Origin of the sequence: Aerosticca soli (assembly GCF_003967035.1) — a bacterium.
Classification (GTDB): Bacteria; Pseudomonadota; Gammaproteobacteria; order Xanthomonadales; family Rhodanobacteraceae; genus Aerosticca; species Aerosticca soli.
The window spans coordinates 51518-70188 of sequence record NZ_AP018560.1; the positions used below are offsets into that span (position 1 = coordinate 51518).

An 18671-nucleotide genomic window follows, 5' to 3' on the forward strand; every position below is an offset into this window, starting at 1 on the left:
GGGGGATACCACGCATGCATGCGCTTTCCATCCGTCCCGCCCGCCGCGAGGATCTGGCCGACCTCATCGCCTGGAATGCGGCGATGGCCGTGGAGACCGAAGGCAAGACACTGGACCGCGAGGTGCTCGCCCGCGGCATCGCGGCCGTGTTCGACGAGCCGCGCCGCGGCTTCTACCTCGTGGCCGAGCGCGACGGCAAGGCGCAGGGCGGCCTGCTCGTCACCTACGAATGGAGCGACTGGCGCAACGGCGATTTCTGGTGGATCCAGAGCGTCTACGTGATCCCGGCGGCGCGGCGCGGCGGCGTGTTCCGCGCGCTCTATGCCGAGGTCGAGCGGCGTGCCCGCGCCGCCGGCGCGGTCGGCCTGCGCCTGTACGTGGAAACCGGCAACACGCGGGCGCAGGCCATCTATGCGCGGCTGGGCATGCGCCGCTGCCATTACCTCATGTACGAGCGCGCCCTCGCCTGACCGTCAATGCAGCGCCGCGCCGGGCACGCCGAGCCGGCCCTGGTCGGTGAGCGCGATCGGGCCGCTGTCCCACGCCTCGATGCCGAACTGCGCGGCGAGCAGCGCACGCAGTTCGCCCAGGGCGGCGGGCGCGAGTGGATAGAGATGGGCGAGCGGATGCGGGCGGTTCGTCTCGGCCGTGTCCTGGACGACGCTGACCGCGACGATGCCCAGGCCCGGCGCCGTGTGCGCATAGGCACGCGACGGCGCGGCGGTCGTGGGCGCGGGGAAGCGTTCCAGCAGCAGGCCGGCCGGTGCCGGGCTGCCGCCGTCCAGCGCGAGCGCCAGGCCGTGCGCCTCGAGCAGTGCGGCGTACTGGCGCAGCTCGAAGATCGCGCCGGCAAAGGCATGCCGGCGCTGGGCGCCGTCGCCGTGCTGGCCTTCCAGCCAGCGCGCCGGGGATGACACGCGTACCGTGCCCGCCGTCAGCGCCAGCTCCAGACCGCGCGCGCTCTGCGTGGTCACGCCCGTGGAAGGGTCGAGCAGCGCCGTCTCCAGCAGCGTCCACAGTGGCGCCAGGTTGACGTGTTCGTACTGCACGCAGGCGAGCGCCAGGAGATCGTCGCGGGTCAGGTAGCGGGCGTGCTCCAGGCGCACGTCGAACAGACGCATCAGCGCATCGGCGCACACCGTACCCGCCTCACCGCGGCCGACCAGCTCGGTTTCCAGCGTCTGCCGCAGCGTGTCGGCAAGCGCCGCGGGCGCGAGCAGGACGATCGGCAGCAACCGCAGCGGTCCCTGCGCGAAGGCCGGATCCGGCTGCAGCGGCTGCACCGGCATGCGGCCGTCGCGGCTGCCGAAGGCGACCACCTGCGCGAGCTGCGCCTGCGGCAGCCGGCGGGCGAGTTCCTCCAGCGTCGACCAGACCGGAAATCCGGGCCGCAGCAGTTCGACCAGGTCGAACAGCGCGCCGGCGAGCGCGAGCCGGGTGTGGGCGAGGTCGGGCAGCAGGCGAACGAGATCGTCGGCGACGTGCGCGGCCAGCGCCGATGCCTCGTCGCGGGTCAGGGTCGGACGGGCCGGCGCGGTGCCGGCGACGGGCTCGAGCGCGAGCACCAGCGGCAGGGCGACGGCGGCGTGGGCTTGCATGGGCGCGATTCGAAACGGCGGGAAACCGGCGATGGTAGCAGCCGCCCCGGCAGGCTTTCGCCGGGCCTCTGCTGCGGCTAGCCTTGAACGCTCAGGCACCTTGGCGAAGGAACCCACTTGCGCATGGACAACAGGCCTCAGCGCGTCGGCGTGCTCGGCGGTGTGCGCGTCCCGTTCTGCCGACGCAACACCGCCTATGCGGACGTCGGCGATTTCGGCCTGTCGGTCAAGGTGCTGGGCAGCCTGGTCGAGCGTTTCGGCCTGCATGGCGTCGAGCTCGGTGAAGTGGCGATCGGCGCGGTGCTGCGCCAGGCCACCGACTGGAACCTGGCGCGCGAGGCGGTGCTGTCCTCCGGGCTCGCCGCGACCACGCCGGGCATCACCACCGCGCGCGCCTGCGGCACCTCGCTGGACAACGCCATCCTCATCGCCAGCCGCATCGCGCTCGGCCAGATCGAGGCGGGCATCGCCGGCGGCGCGGATTCGACCAGCGACCTGCCGCTCGGCTACAGCCCGCGCCTGCGCAAGCGGCTGCTGGCGATCGCGCGTGCCCGCGGCTGGCAGGACAAGCTGGCCGCCGCCACCCGCGGTTTTTCGCTGCGCGAGCTGAAGCCCTTTTTCCCTACCGTCGCCGAGCCGCGCACCGGCCTGTCGATGGGCGAGCACTGCGAGAAGATGGCCCGGCAGTGGCGGATCGATCGCGCCGATCAGGACCGCTTCGCGCTGGAAAGCCAGCGCAAGCTCGCCGCCGCCTACGAGGACGGCTTCTTCGAGGATCTGGTGGTGCCGTTCCGCGGCGTCAGGCGCGACGGCTTCCTGCGCCCGGACACCAGCCTGGAAAAACTCGCTGCGCTCAAGCCCGCCTTCGACCGCAGCGGCGCCGGCACGCTCACCGCCGGCAATTCCACCGGCCTGTCCGACGGTTCGGCGGTGGTGCTGCTGGCCAGCGAGGGCTGGGCCGCCGCGCGCGGGCTCAAGGTGCAGGCCTTCGTGCGCGACGCCGAGGTCGCCGCGGTGGATTTCGTGCATGGCGAGGGCCTGTTGATGGCGCCCACGGTGGCGGTCGCGCGGCTGCTCGCGCGCAATGGCCTCGCGCTGCAGGATTTCGACTACTACGAGATCCACGAGGCCTTCGCCGCGCAGGTGCTGTGCACGCTGCGCGCCTGGGAAAGCGAGGACTACTGCCGCACCCGCCTCGGCCGCGATCGTCCGCTGGGCGCGATCGATCCTGCCAGATTCAACGTCACCGGCTCCTCGCTCGCGGTCGGCCACCCGTTCGCCGCCACCGGCGCGCGGCTGGTGGCGACGCTGGCCAAGCTGCTCGAGCGCAAGGGCGCCGGGCGCGGGCTGATCTCGGTATGCACCGCAGGCGGCATGGGCGTGGCGATGATCCTGGAGCGCTGACACGCCATGCCGCGGCTGCGCACGACCACCGCCTGGAGCCTGCTGGCGCTGTTGCTCGGCATCCTCGGCACGCAGTGGCTGAGCGAACGCACCGCGCACTGGCAAGGTCCGCGCCCGGCGGCCGGGGCCGCGCCGTCGCCGCGGCACAGTCCGTCGCGGCCCGGCCGGCCGCACGCGATGGCGCTCCGGCGCGCGCGGCCGGCCGCGACGCCGATCCTCGCGACGATGCCGGCGACGGCCGCCACGGCGGCGCTGGTCCCGCTCGACGCGCCGGCGCCGGACGTCCCGTATGCGGCCCTGCGCGGGCATCTGGACGGCAGCGTGGCGATCGCGGTGACGCTGGATGCGACCGGGGCCGTGGCCTCGGCGACGCTCGATCGCAGCAGCGGCGATGCGGTGCTCGACGCCTATGCGCTGGCCAACGTGCGCGGCTGGCGTTTTGCCGCGCCGCGCGACGGCGGCGCCCGGCGCGGCACGCTCACCATCCACTTCACCGGCGCGGACGCCGATGGCCTTGCGCGCGGGCCCTGAAGACGCGCGGCCTCACAGGATGCCCTGCACGCCCAGTCCGAAGGCGGTGATCAGCCGCGTGTAGATCGCCTTGGGCGTCATCGCCACGTCGGGGAAGTCGCCGACCGGGCGATAGCAGCTGTAGAAGGCCGGGTTGCTCGGCCGCATCGGCGCGCAGCCGTCCTTGAGCTCGAAATCGGTGGCGTAGCGGAACGGCCAGAAATCGAACAACGGCAGGCTGGAGGACACGTCGCCAATCGCCTGGCTGATGTCGGTGAGCACCGGCACCGGCTCGCGCGGGGCGACCACCCAGGCGTTCTCCGGCCGCACGTCGCGCAGGATCGCGCCGCGCAGGCGCGCGGCCAGGCGGTGGTCGTAGACGATGACGCCCGCCTCGGTGTTGTAGTGGTCCGAACGCGGGTCGAAGTTGTGCGAACCGATCATCGCGAAGCTGCTGTCGACCACCAGCGACTTGGCATGCAGGCTAAAGCGCAGTCCGCCGCTTTCCAGCGGCACCGGTCGGCCGCCATGGCTGCCGAGCAGCCCGCCCTGTTCGGAATGCGCGAACACGGCCGGTTCGGTGGGCGCCTGCTCCGGAGATGGCGGCGTGCCATTGCCCATGCGCGTGCGCTGATAGACCAGCCACGGATCGCGCGCATGCGGCTTGAGCTCGTAGATCTCGAAACCCAGCTCCTTGATGTAGCGCTTGCGGTGCTTGTAGGTGAGCGCATAGGCGGCGAAGCCGTCGGTGGAGGCCAGCGAGTTGGTGGAGACCACGATCTGCGGCGGCGGCTGCTTGCGACGCAGGCCGGCGAAGATCTTCGTGGCGCGATCGCCCATGACGAGGTAGGGCGTCTGCAGCACCACCTCGTGCCGCGCCCCGGCGATGAGCTGCATCAGCCGGCGGGTGAAGGCGAGCGCCGCACGTTCGTGCGGGGTCTCGGTCTTGCCCGGCAGGTCGCTGAAAAACTCGGCGGTACCCACGCGCAGGCTGTCGGCCAGGATGTGGTCCTGGATCCATTGCGCATCCGTCGCCTCGCGGCGCGCCTGGGCGACCCGACTGGGATCGGCGTAGCGCGGTGGCGGCCAGCCCGGCGCGTCCGGGTGCGTGCGCAGGCGGCGGTTGACGTCGCGCAGGTGGGTGAGCGGCACGCTGCGCGGATGGTTCCAGAACAGGAGGAAACTGTCCGCCATCGACCGCGCCGCCGGTCCGCCGATGAGGATGTCGCGATCGACGAAGTCGAGCACGGGATCCCAGTCGAAATAGCGGTTCTGGTAGTTGCGCCCGCCGGTGATGCCGACGCGGTCGTCGACCAGCAGCAGCTTGTTGTGCATGCGCTGGTTGAAGCGGAAAAAGCAGCAGACGATGCCGGCGGCCCAGCCCAGCGGCGAGATCTGCGCGCGGTCGAAGGTGGGGTTGTACAGGCGCACTTCCAGGTTGGGGCTGACCCGCGCCAGGCGGTCGATCAGGCTCAGGTCGCCGAAGGCGGAAAGCTGATCGACCAGGATGCGCACCTTGACCCCGCGCCAGGCCGCCTGCACCAATTCGTCCAGCACCAGCAGGCCGGCGTCGTCGTGGTCCCAGATGTAGGTCTGCACGTCGATCGTGTCGCGCGCGGCGCGGATCAGGTGCAGCCGCGCCACCAGCGCGGTCTCACCCTCGTCCAGCACGCTGGCCAGATGCCGGGGCGCCTGCGGCGTGGCCGCGGCGAGCGCGGCGTCGGCGGCGGCGAGCACCGCGGAGGGCAGCGCGCAATGGTCCGGCTGCGCGCAGGTGCTGCGCCGGTCCATGCTGGCGGCGACGACGGCATCGGCGCGGCGGATCTGTTCGCGGGTCAGTGCGCAGCCGTCGAGCAGCGCGACCAGGAGTAGCAGCCCGGCGAGGACGGCGAGGCGTCCGTACCGGTGGTGGCGCGGGAAGGCTGGCGCCGTCGCCGCGGCGCGGACTAGGGGGACCAGAACGCGTCCAGTCGGGCACGGCCCGGTTCCAGGGCGTCATCCAGATGCAGTACGGCGATGCCGGCCGGCGGCATGCCGCGGAAATCGTCCGAGCGCCCTTCGACCATCAGCGCGACCAGCCGCTCGAGCCCCGGGTTGTGGCCGATCAGCAGCACGCTGCCGGCGTCGGCATGCTGGTCGAGCAGGGCGAGCAGCTCGCCGGGGGTGGCTTCGTAGATCGCCTCGGACAGCTCGATGGCGAGCTCCGGCGCGGCGATGTCGAGTACCAGCTCGGCGGTCTGCACGGTGCGCATGGCCGGCGAGCACAGCACCCGTTCGGGCAGGCGGCGATGCGCCTTCAGCCAGCGGCCCGCCGCCGCGGCCTCGTCGCGGCCACGCATGCTCAAGCTGCGGGCGCGGTCATCCTTGCCGGGCTCGGCCTCGGCATGACGCAACAGCATCAACTCGTGCATGGAAAAACCCTCATCTGCCATGGGCGTGCCTCGCGGGAGCGGCCTGGCGCGGCCCGTCCGCGGTCGGTGGCAAGCCTAGCCGGGGAAGCCGGTGTAAGGGAACCGGCTTCCCCGGCCAGCGTGATGCTTGAACAGGCCGTCCGGGGCTTTTCCCGCGGCGGGCGGCGGGTGCACGCCCCACGCCGCGCCATGCCTCCCTGGGGCTTGCCGTCCTTGCGGCAGGCCGGCCTTCTGCCCCGGATGGAAAACGCCGGATGAAGCGCCGCTTGCCTAGCGCGTCGATGCCTGCGGTGCCTGGGCCGCGTCCTGCGCGGATGGCTGCCAGGCGGCGGGCGGCTCGATGGGGATGCCGTTGGCGCGCAGCGCGGCCAGGGTCAGGCTCATTTCGGTGCCGCCTTCGCGGGCCAGGGCGAGCAGGTCGCGCGCGAGCTTGGCGTCGGTCGGCGCGCGGGCGGTCAGGTTGGCGAAACTGTGTACCTGCCAGGCCAGCACGCGCCGCGCGCGGCGGGCGTCCTCCTGCTGGGCGGGATCGGGGTCCAGGGTTTCGCGCAGATGCAGCCCGAGCGAGCGCGCGAGCGGGCTCGATCCCCACTCGAGCAGCTTGCCGAGGCGGCGGCAGTCGTCCTTGACCGCGGCATCGTCCTCGCACAGCTTGGCCACCGGGGGCAGCACCGGTTGCGGCTGCAGGCTGGCCAGACTGAAGGTCAGCACCACCTGGATGCCGGCGGCCCCGCCGCCGGGATACTGCACCGAGGTCGGCGGCGGCAGCAGCCCGACGTTGAGCGCCAGTGCCTGCAGGCTGGCACCGGTGTAGTCGTCGTACAGCTTGGCCGAGGCCGCGCGGGCCAGGTCGGCGTGCGCGGCCTCGGTGTCGCCCGCGCGCAGATCCTGGCCGAGCTTGAGCAGCCACACGGCGGCGTTGTCCGCCGCCTCGGTTTCCAGCGCGGCCAGTGCCTTGGCGTTGGGGCAGTCGCCGGCGCGCTCGTCGCAGTCGGCCAGGCGCACCCAGTCCACCGCCGGACCGTGGCCGGGCGCGGCGGCGGCGCGTTCGATCAGGGCGTGGAAATCGCTGAACTTGGGCGGATCGGGCAGCGTGCGGGCGAGCAGGGCGGCGGCCAGCAGCGGGGTGGCGTCGGCGCGCGGGGCGAGCACGCTCACCAGGTCGCGCTGGAAGGCGACGAGCGCCTGCGTGCGGGCTTGGGCGTCCGCGGCATCCTGCGCGGCAAGCGGCAGCGAGGCCAGGCTGAACAGACAGGCCAGCCATGCGGTCAGGCGGCGTGATCGGCGCATGAGGCGATTTCCTCGACGGGCGGGGCCGGCAAGCATACGCAAGGCGGCATTAAGCGCAGCTGTCCCTGGTGGTCGAAGAAAAGCCGGCGGGAGAACGCAAAGCCGCCGGCCTGGCTGGCCTCGCATGACTCGATGCTTAGCCCGCGACCGGGTGCGCTGTCGATCGGCCGGCCGCGCTTGCTAGCATGGCCAGTGCCACCCAGTCGCGCATGGCGTCGCCGCGCTGCTCGGGCCCATCACCATCGACGGGAGGAACGCCTTGGATGCGATTTCACTGATGGCCGTGCACGGCGCGCCCTGGTTCGCCGGCTGGGGCACGCTGGCGCTGATCAACGCCGGGCTGGCCCAGGGCAAGAACCGCAGCGGCCTGGCCTGGTTCCTGCTCTCGTTGCTGCTCGGGCCGGTGGCCACGCTGATCCTGGTGCTGATGCCCAAGCTGCGCGAGCGGATGTTCTGACGCCGCGACCGGTCGCCCGAGGTGGGCTATTCGCCCAGCGCCTCGCGCAGGAATTCCGGCAGCGCCAGTGCGCCCTTGTGCACCTCGGCGTTGTAGTAGCGGGTGGCGAAGCTCTTGGCCGCGGCGCCGCGTTCGCGGAAGCCGGAAAGCTCGCCGCCCTTGCGCGCCATCGTGCAGCTCCACCAGCCGGTGGGATAGCACGGCTGCGGGAACGGCAGCGTCTTCACCGCCGAGAAGCCGGCCGTGCGCATCGCCGCGCGCATCGCCTTGATGAGTTCCAGGTGCACCAGCGGCGATTCGCTCTGCTGCACCAGGATGCCGCCGTGGCGCAGCGCCTTGTAGCAGCTGGTATAGAACGCGGCGTTGAACAGGCCCTCGGCCGGACCCACCGGATCGGTGGAGTCGACGATGACGAGGTCAATCGACTCGGCCTCGGCCTCGGCCATGTACTTGATGCCGTCGGCGAACTTGAGCTCGGCGCGCGTATCGGCATTGGACTCGCACAGTTCCGGGAAGTACTGCTCGGCCAGGCGCGTCACGCGTTCGTCGATCTCCACCTGGGTGGCCTTTTCCACTTCCTCGTGCTTGAGCACCTCGCGCAGGGTGCCGCAGTCGCCGCCGCCGATGATCACCACGCGCTTGGCCCGCGCGTGGGTGAACAGCGCCGGGTGGGTCATCATCTCGTGGTAGAGGAAGTTGTCGCGGCTGGTCAGCATCACGCAGCCGTCGATCACCATCAGGTTGCCCCAGTCGGTGGTCTGGTAGATCTCGATGGTCTGGAAAGGGGTTTTCTCCGCGTGCAGCAGCTTTTCCACGCGAAAACCGATGGAGGAGCCGGAAGCCTGGTGGGCTTCGGTGAACCAGCTGGGCGTCGACATCGGAAGGATCCTTAAAAAGTAAGGCGGAATGATTGCGCCAGAGACGGGGCGGCATTGTAGCGGCAGCGGTGTTTGCCGCGTGACCGGGCACCGTGCCGCTTACAATGCGCGGCGCACCTGGCGCTCGGCAGTGATCGCCGGCGGCGCCACCCGATGTTTCTTTGAGGATCACCGCAAAGCCATGGCCAGTTCCTGGAATCTCGACGCCGCCCGCCACACCTACGCCGTGACGCACTGGGGCGACGGTTACGTCGACATCGGCGCCGACGGCGCGGTGACCCTGCGTCCCCAGGGCGCGCGCGGACCGGCGTTGTCGCTGCCGGCGATCGTCGAGCAGGCACGCGCCAAGGGCCTGCGCCTGCCGCTCTTGGTGCGCTTTCCCGACATCCTGGCCGATCGCCTGCGCCGGCTGCGCGAAGCCTTCGCCGCGGCGATCGCCGATTACGGCTACGGCGGCGGCTACAGCGCGATCTATCCGATCAAGGTCAACCAGCAGCACGGTGTGGTCGCCGAGCTGGTGGCGGCCGGCGGCGAGGGCTTCGGCCTCGAGGCCGGCTCCAAGCCCGAGCTGATGGCGGTGCTGGCGATGGCGCGGCCGGGCTCGATCGTGATCTGCAACGGCTACAAGGACCGCGAATACGTGCGCCTGGCGCTGGTCGGGAAAAAGCTCGGCCTGCGCGTGCATCTGGTGATCGAGAAGCTCTCCGAGCTCGAGCACGTCATCGCGGAGGCGCGCGCGCTCGACGTCGAGCCGCTGCTCGGCGTGCGCGTGCGGCTGGCTTCCATCGGCGCCGGCAAGTGGCAGAACACCGGCGGCGACAAGGGCAAGTTCGGGCTGGCGCCGGCGCAGGTGCTCATGCTGATCGAACGCCTGCGCCAGGCCGGGCTGGAACACACGCTCGCGCTGCTGCATTTCCACATGGGTTCGCAGATTTCCAACGTGCGCGACATCGCCAACGGCATGCGCGAGGCGACCCGCTATTTCGTCGAGCTCAGCCGCCTGGGCGTGCCGCTGCGCATCGTCGACGTGGGCGGCGGGCTCGGCGTGGATTACGAAGGCTCGCGCTCGCGCAGCTACAACTCGATCAACTATTCGCTGGAGCAGTACGCCGCCACCATCGTGCAGCCGCTGGCCGAGGCGGCGGAGGCCGAGGGGCTCGCCGCGCCGCACATCCTCACCGAGGCCGGCCGCGCGATGACCGCGCATCACGCCGTGCTGGTGGCCAACGTCAGCGAGGTCGAGCCGGCGCCGGCCGGCGCGCTGCCGCCGCCGCGCGCCCAGGAACCGGCGGTGCTGCGCCACCTGCGCGAGGTGCACGCCGAGCTCGACACGCGCCCGCCGCTCGAGCTCTATCACGAGGCCCAGCATCACCTGGCCGAGGGCCAGAGTCTGTATGCGCTCGGTCAGCTCGCGCTGGCCGACCGCGCCCGGCTGGACGAACTCTATTACGCGGTGATGCATGCGGTGCGCGCTCGGCTCTCGCCGCTGGAGCGCTCGCACCGGCAGGCGCTGGACGAGCTGGACGAGAAGCTGGTCGACAAGTACTTCGTCAATTTCTCGGTGTTCGAGTCGGTGCCCGACGTGTGGGCGATCGAGCAGATCTTCCCGATCATGCCGATCGCGCGGCTGGACGAGGCGCCGACCCGGCGCGGGGTGATCGTCGACCTCACCTGCGATTCGGACGGCCGCATCGACCACTACGTGGATGCCGAGGGCGTGGACGTCAGCCTGCCGTTGCATCCCCTGCGCACGGGCGAGAGCTACCGGCTCGGCTTCTTCCTGGTCGGCGCCTATCAGGAGACGCTCGGCGACATCCACAACCTGTTCGGCGACACCGACGCGGTGAACGTGCGCGTGGACGGCGCGGCGTTCAGCTTCGCCCACGTGCGGCGCGGCGACACCACCGACCGCATGCTCGACTACGTCGGCTACGACCTCGATCTGTTGCGCACGCGCTATGCCGAGCGCATCGCCGCGGCGGGACTCGATGCGGCCGAGGGCGATCGGCTGGCGGCGCTGCTCGAGGCCGGGCTCATCGCCTACACCTATCTCGACGAGGGCTGAAAAACGCCGGCACGCCCTTCCCGAAAGGACGATGGCCCGCGCACGGGCGGGGACTAGAATGGCCGCTTCCCCACCCACAGCCTCAAGAGGAAACAGCCATGAACCGTCTCGACGGCAAGGTCGCCCTGATCACCGGCGCGGCCAGCGGCATCGGCAAGGCGATCGCCGAGCTCTACGCCAAGGAAGGCGCCAAGGTGGCGATCTGCGACATCAACCGGCAGGCGGCGGAGGCCACCGCCGCGGCCATCGTCAAGGCCGGCGGCCAGGCGCTCGGCGTCGCCATGGACGTCACCGACGAGGCGGCGGTCGAGGCCGGCACCGATCAGGTGGTGAAACACTTCGGCGCGCTGGACATCCTGATCTCCAACGCCGGCGTGCAGATCATCAACCCGATCGACCAGTTCAAGTTCGCCGACTGGAAGAAGATGCTGGCGATCCACCTGGACGGCGGCTTCCTCACCACCCGCGCCGCGCTCAAGCACATGTACCAGGGCGACCGCGGCGGCATCGTCATCTACATGGGCTCGGTGCATTCGCACGAAGCCTCGAAGCTGAAAGCGCCCTACGTCACCGCCAAGCACGGCCTGCTCGGGCTTGCCCGCACGCTGGCCAAGGAAGGCGCGCCGCACAACGTGCGCGCGCACGTGATCTGCCCGGGCTTCGTGCGCACCCCGCTGGTGGAGAAGCAGATCCCCGAGCAGGCGAAGGAACTCGGCATCAGCGAGGAGGAAGTGATCCGGAACGTGATGCTCAAGGACACCGTGGACGGCGTGTTCACCACGCTCGAGGACATCGCACAGACCGCGCTGTTCCTGGCGACGTTCCCGTCGGCGGCGCTGACCGGGCAGAGCATCGTGGTCAGCCACGGCTGGCACATGCAGTAATCGATGGACGCCCCGGTACAAAGGCGCGGCCGGCCGACGCTGGCCGCGCGGGTGGCGCGCGATTACGACATGCGCGCACTGGTGCTGCAGGGCGGCGGCGCGCTCGGTGCCTACCAGGCCGGTGTCTTCGAGGGGCTGGAAGAGGAAGGGCTGGTCCCGGACTGGGTCGCCGGCATCTCGATCGGTGCCTTCAACGCGGCGCTCATCGCCGGCAACCCGCCCGGTGGGCGCGTGGCCCGGCTGCGCGAGTTCTGGGAGGCGGTGTGCCGCTCGCCGCTGTGGCCGTCCTGGCCGCTATGGCCCTGGTGGCGGGATCTGGACTGGCCGCTGCTGGTGCGTTCGGGCCTGAGCGGACTGGCCGCCTGGCGTGCCCTGACCGAGGGCCAGGCCGGCTTCTTCGTGCCGCGCGTGCCCTCGCCACTGTTCCAGGTGCACCGCACGCCGGCCACGGTGAGCTGGTACGACACCACGCCGCTGCGCGCCACACTGGAGCGGCTGATCGACTTCGATCTTTTGAACGATGCGCGCCGGATGCGCGTCACCGTGGGCGCGGTCAACGTGCGCACCGGCAACTTCGTTTATTTCGACAACACCCGCGAGCGGCTCCGGCCCGAGCACATCATGGCCTCCGGCGCGCTGCCGCCGGGCTTTCCCGCGGTGGAGATCGACGGCGAGTTCTACTGGGACGGCGGACTCGTCTCCAACACGCCGCTCTACCAGGTGCTCACCGAACAGGGGCAGCGCCATGCGCTGGTGTTCCAGGTCGACCTGTGGCCGGCGCAGGGCGACCTGCCGCTGGACATGAGCGCGGTGATCGAGCGGATGAAGGAAATCCAGTATTCCAGCCGCACCCGCCTGGTCACCGAATACATGCACCGCAGCCACCGCCAGCGCCGCCTGCTGCACGACCTGCTGGCACTGGTGCCGGAGGATCGCCGCGACGATCCGGTCTATCGCCGCGCCGAGCACGAGGCCAGCGTGGCGCTGACCAACCTCATCCACCTCATCTACCGCCACCAGCCCTACGAGGGCCACTACAAAGATTACGAATTCAGCGAAGCGAGCATGCGCGCGCACTGGGCCAGTGGCCTGGCCGACATCCGCCACACGCTGGCCCACCATGACTGGCTGGCGCTGCCCATCATGGAGCACCCGTTCGTGACTCACGACGTGCACCGGCGCTGACGGCGCCGGCGGGTTTTCAGTCGCGGTACACCTGCAAGCCGGCGGCGGACTGGCTGACCGGCATGAGCTCGAAGCGGTTGACGTTGAGGTGCGGCGGCAGGTTGGCGATCCACCACAGCGTCTCGGCCAGGTCGGCCGCGGTGATCGGATGGGCGCCGGCGTAGAGCTGGTCGGAGGCGGCGCGATCGCCGCCGGTGCGCACCAGGGTGAACTCGGTCTCGGCCATGCCCGGCTCCACCGCCGTCACCCGCACGCCGGTGCCGTGCAGGTCGGTGCGCAGGCCGCGCGAGAACTGGGTGACGAAGGCCTTGGTGGCGCCATAGACGTTGCCGCCGCGGTACGGGTAGGTGGCCGCGATCGAACTGATGTTGATGATCGCGCCGCGCCGCTCGATCAGCGTGGGCAGCAGCAGGCGGGTGATCGTCACCAGTGCGGTCACGTTGGTGTCGATCATCTGCTTCCACTGCGCCAGATCGGCCTCCTGCGCCGGCGCGGTGCCGAGCGCGAGGCCGGCGTTGTTGATCAAAAGGTCGATGCCGGCGAAGGCCGGCGGCAGGCTGTCGATGGCCACCCGCAGCGCCGCCTCGTCGCGGATGTCGAAGGCGGCCGTGTGCACGCGCTCGGCGCCATGCGCGTCGACCAGGCGCCGCAGGCGCTCGGCGCGGCGGCCGGTGGCGATCACGCGCCAGCCGCCGGCGAGGAAACGTTCGGCGGCGGCGGCACCGAAGCCGGACGTCGCGCCGGTGATCCAGGCGATCTTGCCGTTCATGGGGGGCTCCTCGAAAAGCGTGGGCGGAACAACGCCCGTCAATCTAACGCCGAGCCGTGGACGGTTGCGTGTCCATCCGGCGTTTTTTTAAGGAAACGCCGGAAAGGCCCTTCAGCGGCCTTCCTTGAGCGCGATCGCGCGGATGCCGGCGGCGGCCAGGCGCTGCTTGACGGCCTCCAGTTCGGTCGCCGAACGGAACGGCCCCAGGCGGACGCGATGGTAGGCCTGGCCGTTGACGTCGACGGTCTGCACGTTGGCGACGAAGCCCTGCAGGGCGAGCCGGGCCTTCAGCGCCTCGGCGTCGCCGGCATTCGGAAAGGCACCGACCTGCAGCAGGTAACCGCCACCGGCTGCCGGTGCGCCCGGATTCGCCGGCGCGGCGGCCACGCTCTCCGCCACCGCCCGCGGCGCATTGGCGGGTACCGGCTGGGCCGGCGCGCTCGACGCCGCGGGTGCGGGCTTCTGCTGCTCGGCCCGGGCCTGGGCGCGGATCTGCTCATCCGGGATGCGCACCTCGCGCTCGGACAGGACGGAATAGAAGTCGTACTGCGGCTTGCGCGTGCTCGCGGCCGGTTCCATGCCGGCGTCGCCGGCGCGCGGCGCGGTGGCCTGCGCGTTGGGTTGCGGGTTCTCGCTGGTGCGACCGCCGATCGGCAGCTTGTCGCGCATGGCGAACATCAACAGGGCGCCGACCACCAGACCGGCGGCGAAGGCGGCCCAGGCGGGCATGGCGCCGGCGCCGGTGCGTACGGCCTGACGGCCCTTGGCTTTGCGTGCGGCCATCTACATGCTCTCCGGCGCGCTGAGGCCGAGCAGGTCCAGACCGTTGCGCAGCACCTGGCGGGTGGCCATCACCAGTGCCAGGCGCGCGTCGCGCAGGTCCCGGTCGGCGACCAGGAAGGGGTGGGCGTTGTAGTAGGTGTGCAACGCGTGGGCGAGTTCGCGCAACCAGCCGGCCAGCAGATGCGGCTCGAGGCCGGCGGCGGCGCTCTCGACGATCTCGGGATAGCGCGCCAGCTCGACGAGCAGGGCTTCCTCGTGCGGCGTGTCGAGCCGATCGAGGCAGGCCAGGCCGTGCGCCGGGTCGGGCACGAAGCCCTTCTCGGCGGCCTGGCGCAGCACGCTGCAGAGGCGCGCATGGGCGTACTGGATGTAGTAGACCGGGTTGTCGTTGCTCTGCGAGCGGGCCAGGTCGATGTCGAACACCAGCTGCGAATCGCCGCGCCGGGCGACCAGGAAATAGCGCGTGGCGTCGCGGCCGACCTCGTCGATCAGCTCGCGCAGGGTGACGTAGCTGCCGGCCCGCTTGGACAGCTTGACCTCCTCGCCGCCGCGCATCACCGTGACCATCTGGTAGAGCAGGTATTCGGGATAGTTCGGCGGAATGCCGACGTCCAGCGCCTGCAGCCCGGCCCGCACGCGCGCCAGCGAGCCGTGATGGTCGGCGCCGAGCACGGTGATCGCGCGCTCATAACCGCGCTGCCACTTGGACCAGTGATAGGCGACGTCCGGCACGAAATACGTGTAGCTGCCGTCGGACTTGCGCATCACGCGGTCCTTGTCGTCGCCGAAGTCGGTGCTGCGCAGCCACAGCGCGCCGCCTTCCTCGTAGGTGTGACCATGCGCGACGAGCCGCGCCACGGTCTCTTCCACCTTGCCTTCCTGGTACAGCGAGGATTCGAGGAAATACACGTCGAAGGCGACGCCGAAGGCCTTGAGGTCCAGATCCTGCTCGCGGCGCAGGTAGGCCACGGCGAAGCGGCGGATGGCCTCGAGATCGTCGAGATCGCCGGCGGCGGTCACGGTGTGGCCTTCCACCTCGACGCTCGCGCCGGAAAGATAGGCGCGGGCGACCTCGACGATGTAGTCACCGCGGTAGCCGTCGGCCGGCCAGCCCGGGTCCTCGGGCGTGAGGCCGCGGGCGCGCGCCTGCACCGACAGCGCCAGATTGTGAATCTGCGCACCGGCGTCGTTGTAGTAGAACTCGCGCTTGACGTTCCAGCCGGTCGCTTCCAGCAGCCGCGCCACGCAGTCGCCGAGCGCGGCGTTGCGGCCGTGGCCGACGTGCAGCGGCCCGGTCGGATTGGCCGAGACGAATTCCACCCCCACCGTGCGGCCGCCGCCGCTCCGGCTGCGGCCATAGCCAGGGCCTTCGCTCAGGATGCGCCGCAGTTCCTCGCCGTAGGCCGCCTTGGTGAGGAAGAAATTGACGAAGCCCGGCCCGGCGATCTCCACCCGCGCCACCCGCGCATCGGCCGGCAGGGCCGCGACCAGGCGTTCGGCAAGCTCGCGCGGCCGGCTTCGCGCGGCCTTGGCCAGCAGCAGGGCGGCGTTGGTGGCGAAGTCGCCATGCTCGCGGTTGCGCGTGCGTTCGACGACGAACGGCGGCAAATCGAGCGGCTCGGGCAGGATGCCATCGTGCTGCAGTCGGCGGATGGCAGTCAGGACGAGTTCGCGCAGCGGCTCTTTCACAAACGGCTCGGGAGGGGCAACGGAACGCGGCATCCTAGCAGATGCCCGCCGGGCGCCTCATGCCCCAAGCCGACCGCCCAGGCTGTGGACAACTGTGTGGGCAAGCCCCGGCCAGCGGCCGGCGAGTTGCTGCGCAGTCGCCGAACGGGTCGGTTTTTTGGCAGCATTTTCTTTTGTTTTCAATGGCATTTACCGCACCAGCGCAGGCTTTTGGTGAGCTGGGTCACCTAAGTGCCCTGTGGGTCGGCATTGTGCATAACTTTGTGCGCAGTGCGTGGGTGGTCGTCAGCCACGGCCGGCGGCGCTTTAGAGGAGGCCGCGTTCGGCCATGGACACCGGCTCGCCGGCGCCGATGACCAGATGGTCGAGCACGCGCACGCCGATCAGCCGCAGCGCGGCGGCGAGTTCGCGGGTGATGGCCGTGTCGGCGGCGCTGGGTTCGGCCACCCCGCTCGGATGGTTGTGGGCGAAGATCACCGCGCACGCGTTGTGCGCCAGGCAGGCACGCACCACCTCGCGCGGATGCACGCTGGCGCCGTCCACGGTGCCGCGGAAGAGTTCCTCGAAGGCGATCACGCGATGACGGTTGTCCAGGTAAAGACAGCCGAACACCTCGTAAGGCAGATGACGCAGGCGGGCACGCAGAAAAGCGCCGCTGTCGCGCGGATTGGCCAGCTGCGGCGCGTCCCGCAACTGCTCGGCCAGGGCGCGGCGGGCCAGTTCCAGCGCGGCGGCGAGCCGGGCGCGTTTGGCCGGCCCCAGTCCGGACAGCTTCCATGCGGAGACCGGCCGGCCGAGCAGGGCGCCCAGGCTGCCGGCGGCGAGCAGGAGCTCACGGCCGAGCGCCACCGCATCCTTGCCGCGGACGCCATGGCCGAACAGCACGGCGAGCAGTTCGGCTTCGGACAGCGCGGCGCTGCCTCTGGCCAGTAGTTTTTCGCGCGGGCGCTCGTCGCTGGGCCAATGCCGGATGCTCATTGGCCCAGCCTGCCGGCGCGATGCACGGCGGCCCAGCGGGCGGATGGCCTGATTCCGGTAAGCTAGCGGCACGCTTCCGTGTGGGGCTCTCCCGACATGCATCTTGCCCGTCGCCGCATCCTGCTCGGCGTGTCCGGCGGCATCGCCGCCTACAAGGCCTGCGAGCTGGTCCGCCGCCTGCGCGAGCAGGGCGCGGAAGTGCGCGTGGTGATGACGCGGGCGGCGACCCGTTTCGTCGCGCCGCTGACGCTGGCGGCGCTGTCCGCGCAACCGGTGCGGGTCAGCCTGTGGGACGAGTCGGCCGAGGCGGCGATGGGGCACATCGAGCTCGCCCGCTGGGCCGAACGCATCCTGATCGCGCCGGCCAGCGCCGACCTGCTTGCCCGGTTGGCCCAGGGGCTGGCGGACGACCTGCTCACCACGCTGTGTCTGGCCAGTGCCGCGCCGCTGTATCTCGCCCCGGCGATGAACCGGCAGATGTGGGCGCATCCGGCGGTGCAGGCCAATGTCGCCCGTCTGCGCGAGCGCGGCGCGCGCCTGCTCGGTCCGGCCGAGGGCGCGCAGGCCTGCGGCGAGGTGGGCGCGGGGCGCCTGCTCGAGCCGGCCGAACTGTGCGCGGCGCTCGCGGCGTCCTTCGCCGCCGGCGCACTCGCCGGCCTCAAGGTGGTGGTCAGTGCCGGCCCGACCTACGAGGACATCGATCCGGTGCGCTTCATCGGCAATCGCAGCTCCGGGCGAATGGGCTTTGCCGTGGCCGAGGCCGCCGCGCAGGCCGGCGCCGAAGTCACCCTGGTGGCCGGTCCGGTGGCGCTGCCGACGCCGCCGGGCGTCGCCCGCCGCATCGACGTGCGCAGTGCCGCGCAGATGCTCGCCGCGGTGGAAGAGGCCGCCGCCGATGCGGACATCTACATCGGCGCCGCCGCCGTCGGCGACTACCGGCCCCAGCAAGTGGCGCCGCGCAAGCTGGCCAAGCAGGGTGGCGCCGGCCTGACCCTGACCCTGGTCGAAAACCCCGACATCCTCGCCACGCTGGCCGCGCGGCCGCAGCGGCCGTTTCTGGTCGGCTTTGCCGCGCAGACCCACGACCTTGCCGCGTATGCCCGCGACAAGCTGCAGCGCAAGGGGATCGACCTCGTCGCCGCCAACGAGGTCGGCGCGGGGCTGGGCTTCGAGACGCCGGACAACGCACTCACCGTGTACTGGGCCGATGGCCTGCTGGAGTTGCCGCGCGCGGACAAGCGCGAGCTCGCCCGCCGACTGGTCGAGGTGATCGGCGAGCGTTATCGGGCGGTACGCGGATGAACGCGTGCCTGCTCGATCTCGCGGTGAAGTGTCTGGACCCGCGGCTCGGTAACGAGATTCCGCTGCCCGCCGCGGCCACCGACGGCAGCGCCGGCATGGACCTGCGCGCCGCCCCGGACGCGCCGCTCACGCTGCTGCCCGGCGAGAGCGCGCTGGTGCCGACGGGGCTGGCGATCCACATCGGCGATCCGGGCTGGTGCGGCCTCATCGTGCCGCGCTCGGGGCTGGGGCATCGTCAGGGCCTGGTGATGGGCAATCTGGTCGGGGTGATCGACGCCGACTACCAGGGCCCGCTGATGATTTCCTGCTGGAACCGCGGCAATGCGCCCGTCACCATCGCCCCGGGCGATCGCATCGCCCAGCTCCTGCTGGTGCCGGTGGCGCGGGTGCGGCTGCAGCGGGTGGAGGAGTTCGCGCCCACCGCGCGTGGTGCGGGCGGCTTCGGTTCGACGGGCATGCGCTGAAAGT

General features: G+C 71.0%; 18 protein-coding genes. 9 read left to right on the forward strand and 9 right to left on the reverse strand.

The genetic code is table 11. The features are described from left to right. The first annotated feature begins 14 nt into the window (after window positions 1-14). Window positions 15-470 (forward strand): GNAT family N-acetyltransferase, encoded by a 456-nt coding sequence (locus tag ALSL_RS00240; RefSeq protein WP_126535547.1) that lies wholly within the window; start codon window positions 15-17, stop codon window positions 468-470. A gap of 3 nt (window positions 471-473) precedes the next feature. On the opposite strand, the gene ALSL_RS00245 is transcribed toward ALSL_RS00240, so the two are convergent. Further along, window positions 474-1598: a hypothetical protein gene (locus ALSL_RS00245; RefSeq protein WP_126535549.1), complete on the reverse strand. Its 1125-nt coding sequence runs from the start codon at window positions 1596-1598 to the stop codon at window positions 474-476. Between the two features lie 123 nt (window positions 1599-1721). Between ALSL_RS00245 and ALSL_RS00250 the strand changes: the two genes are divergently transcribed. Together ALSL_RS00250 and ALSL_RS00255 are read left to right on the forward strand one after the other, a co-directional pair. After that, the gene (locus tag ALSL_RS00250) at window positions 1722-3002 is read left to right on the forward strand and encodes an acetyl-CoA C-acetyltransferase (protein WP_126535551.1); all 1281 of its coding nucleotides are present in this window, start codon (window positions 1722-1724) and stop codon (window positions 3000-3002) included. A 6-nt stretch (window positions 3003-3008) separates the two neighbouring features. Further along, entirely contained in the window at window positions 3009-3533 is a 525-nt protein-coding gene (locus ALSL_RS00255) for an energy transducer TonB (protein WP_126535553.1), read from the forward strand. 12 nt (window positions 3534-3545) lie between these two features. On the opposite strand, the gene ALSL_RS00260 is transcribed toward ALSL_RS00255, so the two are convergent. The 3 genes from ALSL_RS00260 to ALSL_RS00270 all read right to left on the reverse strand — a co-directional run bounded on the left by ALSL_RS00260 (window position 3546) and on the right by ALSL_RS00270 (window position 7213). Then, the gene (locus ALSL_RS00260; RefSeq protein WP_174928818.1) at window positions 3546-5303 is read right to left on the reverse strand and encodes a phospholipase D-like domain-containing protein; all 1758 of its coding nucleotides are present in this window, start codon (window positions 5301-5303) and stop codon (window positions 3546-3548) included. A gap of 155 nt (window positions 5304-5458) precedes the next feature. Beyond that, window positions 5459-5923, reverse strand: coding sequence for a SixA phosphatase family protein (locus tag ALSL_RS00265; protein WP_126539924.1), 465 nt, complete (start codon window positions 5921-5923; stop codon window positions 5459-5461). A 270-nt stretch (window positions 5924-6193) separates the two neighbouring features. Continuing rightward, the gene (locus ALSL_RS00270; protein WP_126535557.1) at window positions 6194-7213 is read right to left on the reverse strand and encodes a hypothetical protein; all 1020 of its coding nucleotides are present in this window, start codon (window positions 7211-7213) and stop codon (window positions 6194-6196) included. A 277-nt stretch (window positions 7214-7490) separates the two neighbouring features. On the opposite strand from ALSL_RS00270, the gene ALSL_RS00275 reads away from it, so the two are divergent. Then, window positions 7491-7670 carry an antitermination protein NusB gene (locus ALSL_RS00275; RefSeq protein WP_174928854.1) on the forward strand — a complete coding sequence of 60 codons (180 nt, stop codon included), beginning with the start codon at window positions 7491-7493 and terminating at the stop codon, window positions 7668-7670. 26 nt (window positions 7671-7696) lie between these two features. Here ALSL_RS00275 and speE read toward each other — a convergent pair whose 3' ends face one another. Beyond that, window positions 7697-8548 (reverse strand): polyamine aminopropyltransferase, encoded by an 852-nt coding sequence (speE, locus tag ALSL_RS00280; protein ID WP_126535561.1) that lies wholly within the window; start codon window positions 8546-8548, stop codon window positions 7697-7699. 181 nt (window positions 8549-8729) lie between these two features. On the opposite strand from speE, the gene speA reads away from it, so the two are divergent. The 3 genes from speA (at window position 8730) to ALSL_RS00295 (ending at window position 12682) form a co-directional block, all read left to right on the forward strand. Next, the gene (gene speA / locus ALSL_RS00285; protein WP_126535563.1) at window positions 8730-10613 is read left to right on the forward strand and encodes a biosynthetic arginine decarboxylase; all 1884 of its coding nucleotides are present in this window, start codon (window positions 8730-8732) and stop codon (window positions 10611-10613) included. Window positions 10614-10711: 98 nt separating this feature from the next. Beyond that, the gene (locus ALSL_RS00290; RefSeq protein ID WP_126535565.1) at window positions 10712-11497 is read left to right on the forward strand and encodes a 3-hydroxybutyrate dehydrogenase; all 786 of its coding nucleotides are present in this window, start codon (window positions 10712-10714) and stop codon (window positions 11495-11497) included. Between the two features lie 3 nt (window positions 11498-11500). After that, on the forward strand, window positions 11501-12682 hold the full coding sequence (locus ALSL_RS00295; protein WP_126535567.1) for a DUF3734 domain-containing protein: 1182 nt from the start codon (window positions 11501-11503) through the stop codon (window positions 12680-12682). A gap of 16 nt (window positions 12683-12698) precedes the next feature. Here the strand turns inward: ALSL_RS00295 and ALSL_RS00300 are convergent, their stop codons facing one another. The 4 genes from ALSL_RS00300 to radC form a co-directional block, all read right to left on the reverse strand. Continuing rightward, window positions 12699-13451 carry an SDR family NAD(P)-dependent oxidoreductase gene (locus ALSL_RS00300; RefSeq protein WP_126535569.1) on the reverse strand — a complete coding sequence of 251 codons (753 nt, stop codon included), beginning with the start codon at window positions 13449-13451 and terminating at the stop codon, window positions 12699-12701. A 111-nt stretch (window positions 13452-13562) separates the two neighbouring features. Continuing rightward, window positions 13563-14234: an SPOR domain-containing protein gene (locus tag ALSL_RS00305; RefSeq protein ID WP_126535571.1), complete on the reverse strand. Its 672-nt coding sequence runs from the start codon at window positions 14232-14234 to the stop codon at window positions 13563-13565. Continuing rightward, entirely contained in the window at window positions 14235-15923 is a 1689-nt protein-coding gene (argS, locus tag ALSL_RS00310; protein WP_126535573.1) for an arginine--tRNA ligase, read from the reverse strand. 306 nt (window positions 15924-16229) lie between these two features. Further along, complete coding sequence (gene radC, locus ALSL_RS00315) at window positions 16230-16901, reverse strand: RadC family protein (RefSeq protein WP_126535575.1); 672 nt, start codon at window positions 16899-16901, stop codon at window positions 16230-16232. Window positions 16902-16997: 96 nt separating this feature from the next. Between radC and coaBC the strand changes: the two genes are divergently transcribed. Both coaBC and dut read left to right on the forward strand, forming a co-directional pair. After that, window positions 16998-18203, forward strand: a complete 1206-nt coding sequence (gene coaBC, locus ALSL_RS00320; RefSeq protein WP_126535577.1) for a bifunctional phosphopantothenoylcysteine decarboxylase/phosphopantothenate--cysteine ligase CoaBC — start codon at window positions 16998-17000, stop codon at window positions 18201-18203. Next, the gene (gene dut, locus ALSL_RS00325) at window positions 18200-18667 is read left to right on the forward strand and encodes a dUTP diphosphatase (RefSeq protein WP_170172040.1); all 468 of its coding nucleotides are present in this window, start codon (window positions 18200-18202) and stop codon (window positions 18665-18667) included. Before coaBC ends, dut begins: the two co-directional genes overlap by 4 nt. The last annotated feature ends 4 nt before the right edge of the window (window positions 18668-18671 follow it).